The organism is Lentzea sp. NPDC005914 (assembly GCF_040629405.1).
Lineage (GTDB): Bacteria > Actinomycetota > Actinomycetes > Mycobacteriales > Pseudonocardiaceae > Lentzea.
On sequence record NZ_JBEXVQ010000005.1, the window covers coordinates 225,772 to 246,211 of the forward strand.

Consider the following 20,440-nt stretch of genomic DNA (forward strand, 5'->3'; position numbering starts at 1 on the left):
CAGTCGCAGATCGGCCGGCCGCCCTTCAGAGGGCGGCCGGCCTTTTTCTTGCCATTTATCTGAGGAAATCGCTACCGCTTCGGCTGCTGGAATTGCTGGCGGGATGACCGTGTCCGGCTGGACTGACGGAGCTGATGAATGAGTACCTCCAGCGAGAAGGTTGTCGAGGCTCTCCGCGCCGCGGTGAAGGAGGCGGAGCGGCTGCGCAAGCAGAACAGGCAGCTCGTCGCGGCCGCCACCGAACCGATCGCCATCATCGGGATGGCGTGCCGCTTCCCCGGCGGCATCAGCTCGCCGGAGGACCTGTGGGAGCTGGTGTCGTCCGGGCGCGACGCGATCACCGGCTTCCCGGCCGACCGCGGCTGGGACGTCGACGCGCTGCTCGGTACCGACGTCGACGAACGCGGCCACAGCGTCTCGGTGCAGGGCGGCTTCCTGCACGGGATCGCGGACTTCGACCCGGCGTTCTTCGGCATCTCGCCGCGCGAGGCCGTGACGATGGACCCACAGCAACGCCTGCTGCTGGAAACGTCTTGGGAGGCGATCGAACGCTCCGGCATCGACCCGTCGTCCCTGCGCGGTTCACGCACCGGTGTTTTTGTGGGCACCAACGGCCAGGACTACGAGCACCTGCTGATCCGCGGCCTCGACGACGCGACAGGCGACGTCGGCACCGGCATCGCCGCCTCGGCTGAGTCCGGCCGCATCTCCTACGCCCTGGGCCTCGAAGGGCCAACGCTGACCGTCGACACGGCCTGCTCCTCTTCTTTGGTCGCACTACATCTCGCCGTGCACGCCCTGCGCGCGGGTGAGTGCTCGCTGGCGCTGGCCGGTGGCGTGAACGTCATGTGCACGCCCGGCTCCCTCGTCGAGTTCTCGCGTCAGGGCGGCCTCGCGCGCAACGGCCGATGCAAAGCCTTCTCCGACGACGCCGATGGCACGGGCTGGTCCGAGGGCGTCGGCGTGCTCGCTCTCGCCCGCCTCACCGACGCCGTTGCCTCGGGCTACCCGGTGCTCGCCGTGGTGCGCGGCTCGGCCGTCAACTCCGATGGCGCCTCCAACGGCTTCACCGCCCCCAACGGCCGCGCGCAGCAGCGGGTGATCAAGGCGGCTCTCGACCGCGCCGGCCTGTCTCCCGCCGATGTCGACGTCGTCGAGGCACACGGCACCGGCACGCCGCTCGGCGATCCGATCGAGGCCCGCAGCCTGCTCGCCACCTATGGCGCCGAGCGTCCGTCCCCACTGCTGCTGGGCTCGGTGAAGTCGAACATCGGCCACACCCAGGCCGCCGCCGGTGTCGCGGGCATCATCAAGATGGTCCAGGCGATGCGGCACGGCGTGGTGCCCGCCACCCTGCACGTCTCGCGCCCGTCCACCCACGTCGACTGGGCCACCGGCTCCGTGGAGCTCGCCACGTCCGCCGTGGCCTGGCCCTCCTCCGAACGCGCGCCTCGCGCCGCCGTCTCGTCGTTCGGCGTCTCCGGCACGAACGCCCACGTGATCTTGGAAGGCCCGCACGCCCCGGAATTGTCAGACCTGCCTGAGATGATTGGGATGGGGGGTGGATCCCCCCAGGGGGCCAGCCAACCCGGATCGATTCAGCAGAGCGGCGGCGGCCTCGCGGGTGACGGTGAGCACGCGGGCGACGGTGACCCCGCGGGTGCTGGCGATCTCGCGGGCGCCAGCAACCTGGCGGGTGCTGGCGTGCCGTGGCTGGTGTCGGCGAAGTCGGAGACCTCTCTCGCGGCGCAGATCGAGCGTGTGCGCGCGCTCGATGGTGACGCGGTGGACGTCGGGTTCTCGTTGGCGACCACGCGCGCGTTGTTCGAGCACCGCGCGGTGCTGCTGGACGGGGCCGAGATCGCGACCGGCTTGGCGCGGCGGACCGAGCTGGCCTTGCTGTTCTCCGGCCAGGGTGCCCAGCGCGTGGGCATGGGCAAGGAGCTCTACGAAGCGTTCGACATCTTCCGCGAGGCGCTCGACGAGGTTCTTCAGCACCTCGACCCGAACCTACGCGAGGTCATGTGGGGCGACGAGGAAGCGCTGAACCAGACGGGCAACACGCAGCCCGCGCTGTTCGCGTTCGAGATCGCCCTTTACCGGCTGTTGGAGTCGTACGGGGTGACGCCGACACACGTCACCGGTCACTCGATCGGCGAGATCGCGGCCGCGCACATCGCGGGCGTGTTCAGCCTCGAAGACGCCGCCAAACTCGTCCAAGCTCGTGCACGACTCATGCAGGCGCTGCCCCAAGGCGGCGTCATGATCGCGCTGCAGGCCACCGAAGATGAGGTGGCCCCGCACCTGACGCCCGGCATCTCCATCGCGGCGATCAACGGGCCCGACTCGCTCGTCATCGCCGGCGTGGAGAAGGAAGCCCGCGCGCTGGTCACGAACTTTGAAGGCCGCAAGACGAAGCAGCTCCAGGTCAGCCACGCGTTCCACTCGCCGCTGATGGACCCGATGCTCAACGACTTCCGCGAAGCCATCGGCGGCATCACCTTCCACAGTCCTGCGATCCCGATGACCGGCGACGTCGCGAACCCCGAGTACTGGGTCCGCCACGTCCGTGAGGCCGTCCGGTTCCACGACGCCGTGACCAGCCTGGGCGAGAAGACGTTGCTGGAGATCGGCCCCGACGGCGTGCTGTCGGCGCTGGTGCAGGCGATCCCGGCGCAGCGCAAGGACCGCGACGAGCGCACCGCGTTCATCACCGCGCTCGCACGCCTCCACGTCGCGGGCGTAGCGGTCGACTGGAAACCGTTCTACCCCAACGGCAAGCGCGTCGACGTCCCCACCTACGCGTTCCAGCACGCCCGCTACTGGCCGTCGGTCTCGGTCAGTGCGGGCGACGCCACCAGCCTCGGTCTGACCTCAGCGGACCACCCGTTGCTGGGCGCGGCGATGACCGTCGCCGGCTCCGGCGAGCTGATCCTCACCGGCACCCTGGCCAAGACGTCCTGGCTCGCGGACCACGTGGTGTTCCCGACTGCGGGCGTGCTGGAGCTGGCGTTCCGCGCCGCCGACCTCGCGGGCCACGACCGCGTCGAGGAACTGACCCAGGTCGCGCCACTGGTGCTGCCGGACAGCGGTTCCGTCCAGGTGCAGTTCCAGGTCGGACGTGACGGCGCGTTTCGGTTCCACGCACGGCACGGCGACCAGGAGTGGGTCGAGCACGCGAACGGCCGACTCGGCCAAGGCATCCCGGCACCAGCCGAGAACACCGAATGGCCACCGAAGGGCGCGACCGTCGCCGACCTCGACGGCTTCTACGACGAAACGCCTTACGGGCAGACGTTCCAGGGCCTGCGCGCGGCCTGGCGGCGAGGCCAGGAGGTGTTCGCCGAGATCGCGTTGCCCGGCGACGCGAAGGGTTTCGGCGTTCACCCGGCACTGCTCGACGCGGCCACGCACGCGGCGACGTTCCTCGGACTCGAAGGCGTTCCGGCGAACTGGCGCGGTGTGTCCCTGTATGCGAACGGCGCCGAGGTAATCAGGGTCCAAATGTCCCTTGTGGACGATGGGATCGCGCTGGACGCTGTCGACGTCGCGGGGGAGCCGGTGCTGGCGGCCGAGTCCGTGAGCATCGAACCGCTCGGCGAGCTGACCACCCGCGGCGGCGTCGACTCGCTGTTCCGCCTCGACTGGGTGCCGGTCACCTACACGCCTGGGACCGCGGCGCTCGTGCACGTGACCGGCGAGCAGTCGCCAGCATCCGCGCACGCATTGGCGGCGGAAACGCTTGCCACAATTCAGGAATCCACCGGGCGACTGGTCTTCGTCACGCGCGGCGCGGTCACCGGCGACGACCTCGCGGCCGCCGCTGTGTGGGGCCTGGTGCGGTCCGCGCAGACCGAGAATCCCGGCCGTTTCCTGCTCGTCGACCTCGACGACGCCCCCGAGTCGGAGGCGCTGCTGCTCGGCCTCGGCGGGTTGATCGACGCGGGGGAGACCCAGGTCGTCGTGCGCGCGGGCGAGGTCTTCGCCGGCAGACTGGCCCGTGCCACCGAAAGCCCGGTGCGGCATTGGGACTCGTCCGGAACGGTCCTGGTCACGGGCGGCACGGGCGGCCTTGGCGCCGTCATCGCCCGCCACCTCGTGGCCTGCGGCCAGCGCAAGCTGCTGCTGGTCAGCCGCCGCGGCCTCGACGCTCCTGGCGCCGCCAGTCTGCGCGACGAGCTGGTTGCGCTGGGCGCGGACGTCGAGGTGAAGTCCTGCGACGTCACGGAACGCGCTGCCGTCGCCGACCTGCTCGACGGCGTGCGGCTGACCGCCGTCATCCACACCGCCGGCGTTCTGGACGACGGTGTGATCGGATCGCTGACGCCCGAACGGCTTTCCGCGGTGATGCGCCCGAAGGTCGACGCCGCGTGGAACCTCCACGAGCTCGCCGGCGACGCGCAGCTCATCCTGTACTCGTCGGTGTCCGGCGTGATGGGCGCCGCCGGGCAGGGCAACTACGCCGCCGCCAACGCCTTCCTGGACGCCCTCGCCGCACACCGCCACGGACTCGGCCTGCCCGCGCTGTCGTTGGCCTGGGGCGCCTGGGACACCGGCATGACGTCCACATTGGACGAAGGTGACCTGCGCCGCATGCCGATGCTGTCGGTGGAGCAGGGGCTTCAGCTCTTCGACGCGGCAGTGTCGTCCGACGAGTCGCTGCTCGTCCCGCTCGCCTCTGGTGGTGCGGCGCAGGGCGATGTCCCGGCGATCATGCGCGGCCTGGTGCGAGCCGGCCGGCGCACGGCCGCCCGCGAGATCGTCGCCGGCGGCCTGCACGCGAAGCTCGGCGGGCTGCCTAACGCCGAACGCGTGCGGATCATCGTCGACGTCGTGCGCGCCGAGGCCGCGAAGGTCATCGGGTACGCGAACGCCGACGCGGTGGGCGCGGAGAAGGAGTTCCGCTCACTCGGTTTCGACTCGCTGACCGCGATCGAGCTGCGCAACGCCCTCGCTCTCGCCACCGGGTTGACGCTGCCCGCCACGCTGATCTTCGACTACCCGTCGCCGCTCGTCCTGGCCGAGCACCTGCTGGCCGAGCTGACCGGCGAGGGCGCGGACCTGGACGTGTCGGCGCAGGACGTGGCCGACGCGGACGACCCGATCGTGATCGTCGGCATCGCGTGCCGCTTCCCCGGCGGCGTCTCGACCCCAGAGGACCTCTGGCGGCTGCTGGCCAACGGCACCGACGCGATCGCGAGCTTCCCGACCGACCGCGGCTGGGAACAGGACGCGTTGGCGGTCGGCGGCACGGTCGAGGGCGGTTTCCTTTATGGCGCAGCGGAGTTCGACCCGGCGTTCTTCGGCATCTCGCCACGCGAAGCCCTCGCGATGGACCCGCAGCAACGCCAGCTGCTCGAAGTCTCGTGGGAGGCCGTCGAACGCGCGGGCATCAACGCCGCGACGCTGCGCGGTTCCAAGACCGGCGTGTTCGTCGGCACGAACGGCCAGGACTACACGAACCTCGTGCTGCGGGCGCGCGGCGACATCGAAGGCCACGCTTCGACGGGCCTCGCCGCCGCGGTGATCTCCGGCCGCCTCTCCTACACGTTCGGTTTCGAAGGCCCCGCGCTCACGATCGACACCGCTTGCTCTTCGTCCTTGGTGGCCTTGCACCTGGCCGCGCAGTCGCTGCGATCCGGCGAGTCGTCGCTGGCGCTGGTCGGTGGCGTGACGGTGATGTCCACGCCGATGAACTTCGCCGGCTTCAACGCCCAGGGCGGTCTCGCGGCGGACGCCCGCTGCCGCGCCTTCTCCGACAACGCCGAAGGCACCGGCTGGGCCGAGGGCGTCGGTGTGCTCGTCGTCGAACGCCAGTCCAACGCAGTCCGCAACGGTCACACCGTTTTGGCCGTAGTGCGCGGCTCCGCGGTCAACCAGGACGGCGCCTCGAACGGCCTGACCGCCCCGAACGGCCCCGCCCAGCAACGCGTGATCCGCCAGGCCCTCGCCAACGCCGGACTGTCCACTTCGGACGTCGACGCCGTCGAAGCGCACGGCACCGGCACCAGGCTCGGCGACCCGATCGAGGCCCAGGCGCTGCTCGCCACCTACGGCCGCGACCGGTCCGGCGCCCCGCTCTACCTGGGCGCGATCAAGTCGAACCTGGGCCACACGCAGGCGGCCGCGGGTGTCGCGGGCATCATCAAGATGGTGCTGGCCTTCCAGCACGGCCTGCTGCCCCGGACCCTGCACGTCACGACCCCGTCGTCGCACGTCGACTGGTCCGCGGGCGCGGTCTCCCTGCTCACCTCGAACACGCCGTGGCCCGCCACCGATCGCCCGGCCCGCGCCGGCGTCTCGTCGTTCGGCCTCTCCGGCACCAACGCCCACGTGATCTTGGAGGCCGCGCCGGGGATCCCCCCAATTTCCAGCGTACCGGCTGAAACCGCTGGTCAACCGGGCTCGCCGACATCTGTGGACAACTCGGCGCCTGTGGACAACCCAGACGTTGTGGATCTTGCGGGCGCGGAAATGTCAGACCCGCGTGGGACGCTTGGAGTGGGGACCTCGGTCTCCCCCTGGGGGGCCCAGGCGGAATCGATTCCGTGGGTGGTGTCGGCTAAGTCCGCAGCTGCGTTGGAAGCGCAGATCGAGCGGATTCGGGCCGTGGAGGCGGACGCGCTCGACGTCGGGTACTCGTTGCTGCATCGGCGCACGTTGTTCGAGCACCGGGCCGTGTTGTTGGACGGCGATGTACTGGCCAGTGGTGAGGCGTCGGGGAAGACGCTCGCCATGCTGTTCTCCGGGCAAGGGGCGCAGCGGCTGGGCATGGGGCGCGAGCTGTATGAGGCGTTCCCGGTGTTCGCGCGGGCGTTGGACGAGGTGCTGGAGCACCTTGAAGGCGTGCGCGAGGTCATGTGGGGTGACGACGCCGAGGCGTTGAACCAGACCGGGAACACGCAGCCCGCGCTGTTCGCGGTCGAGGTGGCGCTGTACCGGCTGGCCGAGTCGTTCGGCATCACGCCGCGACTGGTCGCCGGGCACTCGATCGGCGAGATCGCGGCCGCGCACGTCGCCGGGGTGCTGAGCCTCGAAGACGCGGCGAAGCTCGTCAAGGCCCGCGCCGAGCTCATGCAGAACCTGCCAGAGGGCGGCGTGATGATCGCCCTGCAGGCCACCGAGGACGAGATCACCCCGCACCTCACCAGCGGTGTGTCGATCGCGGCGATCAACGCGGCCGACTCGCTGGTCATCGCGGGCGTAGAAAGCGAAGCTCGCGCGGTCGCCGACCGGTTCGCAGGCCGCAAGAGCAAGCAACTGCAGGTCAGCCACGCGTTCCACTCGCCGCTGATGGAGCCGATGCTCGACGACTTCCGCGCGGCGATCAGCGGCATCACCTTCACCGAGCCGCACATTCCGATCGCGACCACGGGCGACGTCACCGACCCCGAGTACTGGGTCAGGCACGTCCGCGACACGGTCCGGTTCACGGACAACGTCGCGCGGCTTGAAGAAATGGGGGCCAGCGCGTTCCTGGAGATCGGGCCGGACGGGGTGCTCGCGGCACTCGTCGACGCCGCGATCCCGGTACTGCGCAAGGACAGGGGCGAGCACAGGACGTTCCTCACGGCCCTCGCGAGGCTGCACGTCAGCGGCGTCCACGTCGAGTGGTCGAGCTTCTACCAGGGCGGCCGCGGCGTCGATCTGCCGACGTACCCGTTCCAGCACGAGCGGTTCTGGCCCGAGGCGGCGACCGGCGCGGTGGCGGCGGACCCGGCCGACGCGGCGTTCTGGACGGCGGTCGAACAGGACGACGTCACCTCGCTCGCCGCCACGCTCGACCTCGACAGCGAGACGCTGGCGGGTGTGCTGCCTGCGTTGTCGGCGTGGCGCGGCAAGCGCAAGGCGCAGTCCACAGTGGAATCGTGGCTGCACAGGGAGAACTGGCAACCGGTCGCGGGCATCACCACCAAGCCCGGCAAGTGGCTGGTGGTGGTGCCGACCGAGGTGGCCGAGGACGCGTGGGTCCGGACGCTGGTCCACGCGCTCGGGGACGTCATGGAGTTCGGTGTCGCGTGGGCGGACCGCGAGCACCTGGCGGGGCAGCTCCTGGAGCTTGCGCAGGCGCCGTTCACGGGTGTGGTGTCGTTGCTGGCACTGGACGACCTCGAGGAGATCGCGCCGGTCACCAGTACGACCGCGCTCTTTCAGGCGCTCGGCGACGCCGGTGTCATGGCACCGTTGTGGGCGGTGACGCGCGGTGCGGTGTCGACTGGACGTGCGGACTCGGTCAGCAACCCCTGGCAGGCAGGCGTGTGGGGGCTCGGCAGGGTGGCCGCGCTGGAGCACCCGAACCGCTGGGGCGGACTCGCCGACCTGCCCGTCGAACTGGACGAGCGGGCGGCGCAACGGTTCGTGGCCGCGCTGACCAGTGAAGAGGACCAGGTCGCGGTGAGGGCGTCCGGGGTGTTCGGGCGGCGGATTCTCGTTGTGCCGCGGGCATCTCAGGAATGGCAGCCGACCGGCACGGTGGTGATCACCGGTGGCACGGGCGCGCTCGGCAAGCACGTTGCGCGCGACCTGGTTGCGCGCGGTGCGGAGAAGGTCGTTCTGCTGAGCCGGCGCGGCATGGACGCACCGGGCGCGGCGGAGATCGTGGCAGAGCTGGGTGTCGAGGTCGTCAAGTGCGACGTCACGAAACGCGACGAGCTGGCCGCGGTGCTGACGTCCGACGTGAAGGCCGTTGTCCACGCCGCCGGCGTGCTGGACGACGGTGTGCTCGACGGGCTCACGCCTGAGCGGTTCACGGACGTCTTCCAGGCGAAGGTCACGTCGGCGTTCCTGCTCGACGAACTGACGCGCGAGCTGGACCTCGGCGCGTTCATCCTGTTCTCGTCGGTCGCGGGCGCGATCGGCAACCCCGGCCAGGCCAACTACGCCGCCGCCAACGCCGTGCTCGACGCCATCGCGGCGCAGCGCAAGGAGCTCGGCCTTCCCGCGACGTCGATCGCGTGGGGCGCGTGGACCGGGGACGGCATGGCGGGCGACGAACGCGTCGCGCAGACGATCAAGTCCGTCGGCGCGTCCACTTTGGACCCGGAACTCGCGGTAGTGGCGATGCGGGGCGTGGTGGCGGAGACCTCGCCGACCGCCGTGATCGCGGACATCCACCACCCGCAGCTGCTCAGCGCGTTGCTGAGCTTGCGTCCGACGCCGGTGCTGGCTGAGCTTCCCGGCGCTCGCGAGGTGCTGGACGAGCTGGCGGCTCAGCGGCGCGACAGCGAGTCGGCCGCCGCGGAACTGCGTCGCAGCCTGCGTGAACTGCCCGCCGCGGAACGGATCGAGCCTGTCCTGGAGCTGGTCCGGACGCACGCCGCCCAGGTGCTCGGCCACTCCGGCAAGGACGCGGTGGCGAGCGACAAGGCGTTCCGCGACATCGGGTTCGACTCGCTGACCGCGGTCGAGCTGCGCAACCACCTCACCGAGATCACCGGCCTAGTGCTGCCCGCCGGCCTGGTGTTCGACTACCCGTCACCACGCGTGCTGGCCGAGCACCTGCTGTCCGAGCTGCTCGGCGAGGGCGGCGACGTTGACGACGTGTCGGTCGTGCAGACCACCGACGACATCGCGATCGTCGGCATGGCCTGCCACTTCCCGAACGGCATCGACTCGCCGGAAGACCTCTGGCGGCTGCTGGTCGAGGGCGGGGACGCGATGTCGGACTTCCCTGCCGACCGCGGCTGGGACCTGGCATCACTGCAGAGCTCGACGTTGCGCGGCGGCTTCCTGACCGGCGTCGCCGACTTCGACCCGGCGTTCTTCGGCATCTCGCCGCGGGAAGCGCTGGCGATGGACCCGCAGCAGCGCCTCCTGCTGGAGACCTCGTGGGAGGCCGTCGAACGCGCGGGTGTCGATCCTTCGTCGTTGCGCGGGTCGCGGACCGGCGTCTTCGTCGGAACGAACGGGCAGGACTACCAGCACGTCGTCATGGCCTCCAACGAGGACCTGGAAGGCCACGCCGGCACCGGGCTCGCGGCGTCCGTGATCTCCGGCCGCATCTCGTACTCGCTGGGGCTGGAGGGTCCGGCGGTCACGATCGACACAGCGTGCTCGTCCGCCCTGGTGGCGCTGCACCTCGCCTCGCAGGCGTTGCGCGGTGGTGAGTGTTCGCTGGCGCTGGCCGGTGGTGTCACGGTAATGGCGACGCCGACGTCGTTCTCCGGTTTCTCACGGCAGGGCGGGCTCGCACCGGACGGACTGTGCAAGGCCTTCTCCGAGTTGGCTGACGGCACGGGGTGGTCCGAGGGTGTCGGAATTCTCGTGGTGGAAAGGCTTTCCGACGCCGTCGCCGCTGGGCACCCGGTGCTCGCGGTGGTGCGCGGTTCGGCGTTCAACCAGGACGGCGCTTCGAACGGTCTGACCGCCCCGAACGGTCCGTCGCAGCAACGGGTGATTCGGCAAGCGCTTGCGTCCGGTGGCCTGTCGCCGTCCGATGTGGACGCTGTCGAGGCGCACGGCACCGGAACTGTGCTGGGCGACCCGATCGAGGCGCAGGCGCTGCTGACCGTGTACGGGCAGGATCGCGTCGACCCGCTGTGGCTGGGCTCGGTGAAGTCGAACCTGGGCCACACGCAGGCGGCGGCCGGTGTGGCGGGCGTGATCAAGATGGTGATGGCGTTCCAGCGCGGTCTGCTGCCGCAGACTCTGCACGTCACGTCGCCGTCGTCGCACATCGACTGGACTTCGGGCGCGGTCTCGCTGCTCACGTCGAACACCCCGTGGCCTTCCGTGGACCGGCCGTGGCGGGCGGGCGTCTCGTCGTTCGGCATCTCGGGCACGAATGCGCACGTGATCTTGGAGGCTCCGAGTGCTCAGGAATTGTCGGACCTGCCTGAGATGATTGGGATGGGGGGTGGATCCCCCCAGGGGGCCAGCCAATCCGGATCGATTCCGAACGGCGGGGCGGTGCCAGGCGGCGCGGCTGACTCGGTCGGCGGGGCGCTGCCGGTTGGCGGTGCGGTGCCGAACGGTGGTGCGGTACTGGGTGGCGGTGCGGTGCCGGGGGGTGGTGCGGCGTCGAGTGGTGGTGCGGTGCCGCTGCCCGTGTCGGCGAAGTCGCCGGACGCATTGCGAGCCCAGATCGAGCGGATCCGCGCGGTCGAAGCCGCAGACGCCGACATCGCCTACTCGCTGGTGAGGTCGCGGGCGTTGTTCGAGCACCGGGCCGTGCTGTTCGACGGCGTGGAGGTCGCCAGCGCAGTGGCGGCGGAGCACACGCTCGCGGTGCTGTTCTCCGGGCAGGGCTCGCAGCGGCTGGGCATGGGCCGCGAGCTGTACGAGAGGTTCCCGCAGTTCGCGGACGCGTTCGACGACGTGCTCGCGCATCTCGACCCCGAGCTGAAGAGCGTGATCTGGGGCGAGGACGAGGAGCGGCTCAACCAGACCGGCACCACGCAGCCGGCGTTGTTCGCGTTCCAGGTGGCGCTGTACCGGCTGCTGCAGGCGTTCGGGATCAAGCCCGCCCACCTCGCGGGTCACTCGATCGGTGAGATCGCGGCGGCACACGTCGCGCAAGTGCTCAGCCTGGAAGACGCGGCGAAGCTCGTCAGTGCGCGCGCCAGCCTGATGCAGGCGCTTCCGCAGACGGGCGCGATGGTGGCCGTGCAGGCGACCGAAGAAGAGGTGAGCAAGCACCTCACGAGCAAGGTGTCGATCGCGGCGATCAACGGGCGCACGAGTGTCGTGATCGCGGGCGACGAAGAAGAAGTCGAAGCCATCGCGCAGATGTGGAAGAACAAGAGGCTGCGGGTCAGCCACGCGTTCCACTCGCCGTTGATGGAGCCGATGCTCAACGACTTCCGCAACGCGATCCAAGACTTGACCTTCAACGCGCCGAAGATCCCGATCAGCGCGACGGGCGATGTCACCGACCCCGAGTACTGGGTCCGCCACGTTCGGGACGCGGTGCGGTTCACCGACAACGTCGTGAAGATCCCGGCCACCAAATTCCTCGAGGTCGGACCGGACGGGGTGTTGTCCGCACTTGTCGACGGCGCGATCCCGACGCTGAGGAAGAACAGGACCGAGGAAGCCGCGCTCGCCACCGCGCTCGGTCAGCTGCACGTCGACGGGATCAACGTCGACTGGGGGCCGTGGCTGACGGGCGGCCGGCTCGTCACCCTGCCGACCTATCCGTTCGACCACGAGCGGTTCTGGCCCAAGGCCACGGTCGGTGGCCGCGCGGGAGACCCCGCGGCGTACGGACTGAGGTCCGGCGGGCACCCGTTGCTCGGCGCGGCCATCGCGGTCGCGGGCACCGACGAGCTCGTGCTCAGCGGACGCCTCAGCCTCGCGACGCACCCGTGGATCGCGGACCACGTCGTCGGCGGCGCGGTTCTGTTCCCCGGCACCGGCTTCCTGGACTTCGCGATCCGCGCCGGCGACATGGTCGGCTGCGACCGCGTCGACGGGCTCACCATCGTGATCCCGCTGGTGCTGCCGGAAAGGGACGCCGTCGCCGTCCAGGTGAGGGTCGGCGCGCCGGACGATCACGGTCGCAGGCCCGTCAACGTCCACTCGCAGCTGCCGGACTCCGACGAGTGGATCCAGCACGCCAGTGGAACTCTCGCCGAGGGGCCGCACCAGGCCGAGTTCGACACCACCGAATGGCCGCCCGCGAACGCCGAAGAGCTTGACCTGGAAGCGTTCTACGACACGCTCGCGGAAGGCGGACTGGTCTACGGACCGATCTTCCGCGGGCTGCAGAAGGCGTGGCGCAAAGGCGACGAAGTACTGGTCGAGGTCGCGCTACCGGACAGCGTGGACGACGCCGCCACGTTCGGCGTGCACCCCGCGCTGCTCGACTCGGCGCTGCACGCCATCACGTTCGTCGACGGGGCCGGGCAGGGGTTGCCGTTCGAGTGGAACGGCGTGTCCCTGCACGCCATCGGGCCGTCGCGGCTGCGGGTCCGGTTGAAGCACACGGGAGGTGACGCTGTCGAGGTCACCGCCGTCGACGTCGAAGGCGCGCCCGTGCTGTCGGTGAAGTCACTGGTCGTCAGGACGCCGTCCACGAGCGCGCCCAGCAATCCCATTGCGGAGTCGCTGTTCCGCGTCGAGTGGGTGCCCGTGCAGGTCGGCGAGGCGAGCGAGATCGATGCGCAGGTCGTTGAGCTGACAGGCGGTCCGGACGCGGCGGCTGTGCACGCGACGACGAAGCGAGTCCTGGAAATCCTGCAGACCGCGGAAGAACGCGTCGTTTTCGTGACGCGCGGTGCGGCTGCGATCGGCGACGAACCGATCACCGATCTTGGAGCGGCGGCCGCGTGGGGCCTCGTGCGGTCCGCGCAGGCCGAGAATCCCGGCCAGTTCCTGCTCGTCGACCTCGACGAGAACAGCTCGCTGACGCCCGGCATGCTGGTTACCGAGGAGCAGCAGCTGATCGTCCGCGACGGCACCGTCCACGCTGGACGGTTGGCGCGGCTGCAGACCGGGCCGACGCTCGTGCCGCCCACCGCGACGCCGTGGCGCCTCGACACCACCGCGAAGGGCAGCCTCGACAACCTCGTACTGGCACCGTGGACGCCGGAGCCGTTGCAGGGCAAGCAGGTCCGGATCGCTATCAGGGCGGCGGGCCTCAACTTCCGCGACGTGCTGAACGCGCTCGGCATGTATCCGGGCGAGGCGGGCTCGTTCGGCGCGGAGGCCGCGGGTGTCGTCACGGAGCTCGGGCCCGAGTGCACCGAGCTGAAGATCGGTGACCCGGTGTTCGGCATGCTGTTCGGCGGTATGGGACCGGTCGGCGTCATCGAAGAGCCTTACCTGACCAGGCTTCCGGACGGCTGGACGTTCGAGCAGGGCGCATCCGTCCCGCTGGTGTTCCTCACCGCTTACTACGCTCTGATCGAGCTCGGCACCGTGCGGCCGGGGGAGAAGGTCCTCGTCCACGCCGGCGCCGGTGGTGTCGGCATGGCGGCGATCCAGGTCGCGACGCACCTCGGCGCGGAGGTGTTCGCCACCGCCAGCGAGGGCAAGTGGGACGTGCTGCGCGGCCTCGGCCTCGACGACGCGCACATCGGCAACTCGCGCGACACCAGCTTCGAGCAGAAGTTCCCGCAGGTCGATGTCGTGCTCAACGCGTTGACCGGCGAGTTCATCGACGCCTCGCTGCGGCTGCTCGGCGAGGGCGGGCGCTTCCTGGAGATGGGCAAGACCGATCTGCGGGAGGACGTGCCGGGCATCTTCTACCGGCCGTTCGATCTCGGCGAGGCACACCCCGACCACGTTCAGCGCATGCTCGTCGCGCTCGTGGAGCTGTTCGAGCGCGACGTCCTGGAGCCGCTGCCGATCGCCGCGTGGGACGTGCGACGGGCACGGGACGCGTTCCGGTTCATGAGTCGTGCCAAGCACGTCGGCAAGATCGTGATCACCGTGCCCGCGGGCTGGGATCCCGACGGCACTGTGCTGATCACCGGTGGCACCGGTGGTCTGGGCGCGGAACTGGCGCGGCACCTCGTCGCGCGGGGCACGCGGAAGTTGTTGCTGCTCAGCCGTCGTGGCCTCGACTCGCCGGGTGCGGCGGAACTGGCCGCGCTGGACGCGGACGTGACGATCGCGGCTTGCGATGTGGCTGACCGGGACGCGCTCGCTGCTGTCCTCGGTGGACATAATGTGACTGCTGTCGTGCACACGGCCGGTGTGCTGGACGACGGTGTGATCGCCTCGATGACGCGGGATCGGCTGGCGAAGGTGTTGCGGCCCAAGGTGGACGCCGCCTGGAACCTGCACACGCTCGTGCCCGACGCGCAGTTCGTGCTGTACTCGTCGGTGTCCGGCGTGCTGGGCACGGCTGGTCAGGGCAACTACGCGGCGGGCAACGCGTTCCTCGACGCCCTCGCGGCTTTCCGGCGTTCGGCAGGGTTGCCGGCGGTGTCGTTGGCCTGGGGCGCTTGGACGTCCGATGTCGGCATGACCAAGACGATGGACGCGCCCGCGTTGGAGCGACTGGAGAAGTCGTCGATGCCGCCGATCTCGCTGGAGCACGGTCTGGCGCTGTTCGACGCTGCTGTATGCGTCGACGAGCCGCTCGTCGTTCCCGCGCGGATCATCACCGGAGCCAGTACCACGATGGTGCCGCCGCTGCTGCGAAACCTCCTGCGCGGCGGGCGCCGGACCGCAGCTCGTGCGCAAGGAACCGTTGTACTGCAGGGGTTGCAGGACGTTCGCCCGGCGGAGCGGCTGCGGACGCTGGTGGACCTGGTGCGCGGTGAGGCGGCCGCGGTGCTCGGCCACTCGTCGGCTGACGCGATCGACGCGGACCGCGAGTTCCGGCAGCTGGGCTTCGACTCGCTGACGTCGGTGGAGCTGCGCAACCGGCTCGGCACCGCGACGGGGCTGACGTTGCCCGCGACGCTGGTGTTCGACTACCCGACGCCCGAGTCGTTGGCGGAGCACCTGGTTTCTTCGTTGTTCGGCGGTTCCGCCGAGGTCGAGGACTCCGTGCGGGTCAGCGACGAGGCGATCGCGATCGTCGGTATCGCCTGCAAGTTCCCCGGTGGCGTGTCGTCGCCTGAGGAGCTGTGGGAGCTGGTGCTGGGCGGGCGGGACGCGATCGGCGGGTTCCCGGCGGACCGCGGCTGGGACGAGAACCTCGTCGGCGACGGCGCCGGGCAGTCCGTGACAGGGCAGGGCGGGTTCATCGAGGGCATCGCGGCGTTCGACCCGGCGTTCTTCGGGATCTCGCCGCGGGAGGCCGTGTCGATGGACCCGCACCAGCGACTTGTGCTGGAGACGTCGTGGGAGGCGTTGGAGCGCACGGGAATCGACCCGCTGGCGCTGCGCGGGTCGCGGACCGGTGTCTACGTCGGCGCGTCCGGGCAGGACTACGCGCACCTGATGCTCGCGTCGGAGCAGGCGCTGGAGGGCTACTCGGGCACTGGGACCTCGCCGAGCGTGATCGCCGGCCGGTTGTCGTACGCGCTGGGGCTCGAGGGGCCGTCGATGACGATCGACACGGCGTGCTCGTCGGCGCTGGTCGCTTTGCATCTGGCGTTGCAGGCGCTGCGGAACGGTGAGTGCTCGTTGGCGCTTGCCGGTGGTGTGCAGGTGATGTCGGCTCCCGGCGCGTTCATGGAGTTCTCGCTGCAGGACGGCCTCGCGCGCGACGGCCGGTGCAAGCCGTTCTCGGATTCTGCCGACGGCACCGCATGGTCTGAGGGCATCGGTGTGCTCGTGGTGGAGCGTCTGTCTGACGCTGTCGCTGCTGGGCATGACGTTCTTGCTGTCGTGCGTGGCTCGGCGGTCAACCAGGACGGCGCTTCCAACGGCCTGACGGCGCCCAACGGGCCCTCACAGCAGCGGGTGATCCGTCAGGCGCTGGCGTCGGCGGGATTGAAGTTCGCCGATGTCGACGCCGTTGAAGCGCACGGCACCGGCACGACTTTGGGCGACCCGATCGAGGCGCAGGCCCTGTTGGCGACCTACGGTCAGGACCGCCCGTCGCCCTTGCTGCTCGGCTCGATCAAGTCGAACATCGGGCACACGCAGGCCGCCGCGGGTGCGGCTGGTGTGATCAAGATGGTGATGGCGCTCCGCCACGGTCTGCTGCCGCGCACGATCAACGTCACCGCGCCTTCGTCGCACGTCGACTGGACCGCGGGCTCGATCTCACTGCTCACGGAGAACACCCGGTGGCCGTCAGCGGACCGCGCGCGCAGGGCGGGCGTCTCGTCGTTCGGCATCAGCGGCACCAACGCCCACGTGATCTTGGAGGCGGCGCCGGGGATCCCCCCGATTTCCAGCGTACCGGGTGAAAATGCTGGTCAAGCGGGTGCCGCGGAATCTGTGGACAACTCGGCGCCTGTGGACAACTCGGCAGTTGCCGATCTTGCCGGCCCGGGATCGTCGGCCTCCCGTGCGACGATTGGAGTGGGGACCTCGCGTCCCCCCAAGGGGGCCCCGCTCGTTTTTTCGGCGAAGTCCCCCGCTTCGCTGCGCGCTCTGGTCGAGCGGGTGCGAGCGGTCGACGCGGACGCGTTCGACGTCGGGTTCTCGCTGCTGAAGCGGTCGCGGTTCGAGCATCGGGCGGTGGTGCTCGACGGTGCGGAGGTCGCGCAGGGGCAGGCGAGTCGGCGCAAGCTCGCGGTGCTGTTCTCCGGGCAGGGGTCGCAGCAGCTGGGCATGGGACGTGAGCTGTACGAGCGGTTCCCCGCGTTCCGCAAGGCGCTCGACGCGGTGCTGGAGCACGTCGACGTCCGCGACGTCATGTGGGGCGACGATGAGCAGCTGCTCGACCAGACGGCGAACACGCAGCGGGCGTTGTTCGCGGTCGAGGTGGCGCTGTTCCGGCTTGCCGAGGCGTTCGGCCTCGAGCCCGACCACGTCGGCGGGCACTCGGTCGGCGAGATCGCGGCCGCGCACGTCGCCGGCGTGCTCAGCCTCGAAGACGCCGCGAAGCTCGTCAACGCGCGAGCCGCGTTGATGCAGGCACTTCCCGCGGGCGGCGCCATGATCGCGATCGAGGCGCGGGAAGACGAAGTCACCACTACCGACACAGTGTCCATCGCGGCGATCAACGGGCCGCGGGCGCTGGTGATCGCGGGCGAGGAGAAAGCGGTCGAACAGATCGCTGACGGGTTCGCGAAGCAGGGCCGCAAGACTAAGCGTTTGCCGGTCAGCCATGCGTTTCACTCGCCGTTGATGGAGCCGATGCTGGAGGACTTCTGCGCCGTCGTGACGGCGCTGGAGTTCGCCGCGCCCCGCATTCCCGTGGTGTCCAACCTGACCGGCCGCGTCGCGGGCACCGAACTGACCGAACCCGAGTACTGGGTGCGGCACGTCCGGGAGACCGTGCGGTTCGCCGACGGTGTCGCGGCACTCGTAGCGGCGGGCGTCAACGCGTTCCTGGAGATCGGGCCGGACGGTGTTCTGTCCGCGCTCGTCGACGGCGCGATTCCCGCGCTGCGCAAGAACCGCGACGAGACGGCGGCGTGGCTCACCGCGCTCGCGAGGCTGCACGTCCAGGGCACCAACGTCGACTGGGCGGAAGCGTTCGAGGGCACCGGGGCAAAGCGCGTCGACATCCCCACCTACGCGTTCGACCACGACCACTACTGGCCGACCCCGATGGCCCAGGCCGCCGACGCGTCCGGGCTCGGACTCGGGCCCGCCGACCACCCGTTGCTCGGCGCCGCGATGACCGTCGCACAGCAGGACGCGGTGGTGTTCACGAACCGGCTCGCGGTGGCGTTCCCGGAGACGGCGTTCGCCGAGATCGCGTTCCGGGCCGCTGACCAGGTCGGGTACGGCACTGTCGAGGAGCTCACGATCACCGCGCCGCTCACACCCGGCGTGCTGCAGGTGTGGATCGGCGCGCCGGACAACGGAAAGCGCTCCCTCACCGTCTACACGCGACCGAACGACGAGCAGCCGTTCGTCCAGATCGCCCAAGGCGTCCTGAGTGAAGGCGAGTACCGGGCCGGCTTCACGGTCAGCGAGTGGCCGCCGAAGGGTGCCACGGCGATCGACGAGCAGATCTGGCAGGCGGGCGACGCCGTCTACGCGGAGGTCACGCTGCCGGAAGGCACCTCGGACGCCCAGTTCTACGGCGTCCACCCGGCCCTGCTCGACTGCGCCACCAGGATCACCGAGGAAACCCAGGTACCACTGGAATGGCACGGCGTCAGTCTGCACGCGGTCGGCGCCGACACGCTGCGGGTGAAGCTGAGCGACGGCGGGTTCGCCGCGGTCGACAAGAGCGGCGCACCCGTTGTCTCGGCGCGGAACATCGTCTTCGGGGCACCGCTCGCCGCGCAGCAACACCAGGACTCGCTGTTCCGCCTCGACTGGGTGCCCGCTCCGGAAACCCAGCCGGCGCAGGACGTTCGCGAGGTCCAGTTCAGCGGTGACACCGTCGAGCAGGCACACGAGCTCGCGGCGAAGGCATTGGAACTGGTGCAGTCCGACGACCGGCTGGCCTTCGTGACGAGCGGCCTGGCGAGCGCGACCGTCGAAGGCCTCGTTCGCACGGCGCAGTCGGAGAACCCCGGACGCTTCCTGCTCGTCGACACCGACGGCAGCGCCCCGCTGCCCACCGGCCTGCTCGACGCGGGGGAGACCCAGGTCCGCGTCCGTGAGGGCCAGACTTACGTCGCTCGCCTCGCCCGCGTCACCGGCACGGTCGAAACGGCCGAGTGGGACCCGGAAGGCACGGTGTTGATCACCGGCGGCACTGGTGGTCTCGGTGCTGAACTGGCCAGGCACCTCGTCGCCGAACGCAACGTCAAGCGCCTGCTGCTGATCTCAAGGCGTGGCGGCGACGCACCGGATGCTGTTGCACTGCAGGCGGAACTGACCGCGCACGGAGCCGACGTCACGATCGCCGCCTGCGACACCGCCGACCTCAAGGCGGTCAAGAAGGTCATCAAGGGCGTCAAGCTGACCGCCGTCATCCACACGGCCGGTGTGCTCGACGACGGCATCATCGCCTCCCTCACGCCGGAGCGGCTCAGCGCGGTCTTCAAGCCCAAGGTCGACGGCGCGTGGAACCTCCACGAGGCCACTAAGAAGCAGAAGCTCAAGGCGTTCGTGCTCTACTCGTCGGTGTCGGGCGTGCTCGGCAGCGCCGGTCAGGGCAACTACGCCGCGGCCAACGCGTTCCTCGACGCCCTCGCGGCACACCGGCGCGCACAGGGGCTCGTCGCCACCTCGCTGGCGTGGGGCCCGTGGGCTCAAACCGCTGGCATGACGGCACATCTGCAGGACGGCGCGATGGACCGCATCGGCCGCACGGGAATGCCGCCGCTGTCCGTCCGCCAGGGCATGCGGTTGTTCGACGACGCCACGTCCCGCGAGGATGCGGTGCTCGTCCCCGCCCGCATCACCACCGGCCGCGCCAACGGACCGGTTGCGGCGATCATGCGGGGCCTCGTCAAGGGCGGCAAGCGCGCGGCGGGCTCCGGTGAGGCGTCCACTGTGGACCTCTCGGCCACGCTGAACGCCTTGCCCGCGGAGGAACGCGGCAAGTACCTGGTCGATCTCGTGCGCGGTCACGCGGCAGGTGTCCTCGGACACGCCACGCCGGCCGCGATCGACAACGACAAGCAGTTCCGCGACCTCGGCTTCGACTCGCTGACCGCCGTGGAGCTGCGCAACAGTCTCGCGTCCGCCACGGGTCTGAAACTGCCCGCCGGCCTGGTCTTCGACTACCCGACGCCGGACGAACTGGCCGCGTACCTCGCGGGCGAGCTGCTCGGCGACGACGCCGGGCCGTCGATCGGCGGTGAGCTCGACCGGCTGGAGGCCGCACTCGCTGCCAGCTCTGCCGATGACCTCGCGCGTGACGGTGTGGCCGCCCGGCTGCGCAACCTGCTTGCCCAGTACGGCAGCGGAAAGAGCGAAGAAGCGGTGAACGACCGCATCAAATCCGCGAGCGTGGACGACGTGTTCGCCTTCATCGACAACGAACTTGGCCGACGCACCGAGCGCTGACCCCACTCCA

1 protein-coding gene is annotated in these 20,440 nt (G+C 70.1%); it reads left to right on the top strand.

Annotated elements, in window-relative coordinates; translation table 11 throughout:
* Window positions 1–138 precede the first annotated feature (138 nt).
* Window positions 139–20,430, top strand: coding sequence for a type I polyketide synthase (locus ABZ345_RS09595; protein WP_359844779.1), 20,292 nt, complete (start codon window positions 139–141; stop codon window positions 20,428–20,430).
* Window positions 20,431–20,440 lie beyond the last annotated feature (10 nt).

Coding starts and splice junctions, on each gene's coding strand:
- ABZ345_RS09595 (WP_359844779.1), top strand. CDS start 139: ATGAGTACCTCCAGCGAGAAGGTTGTCGAGGCTCTCCGCGCCGCGGTG.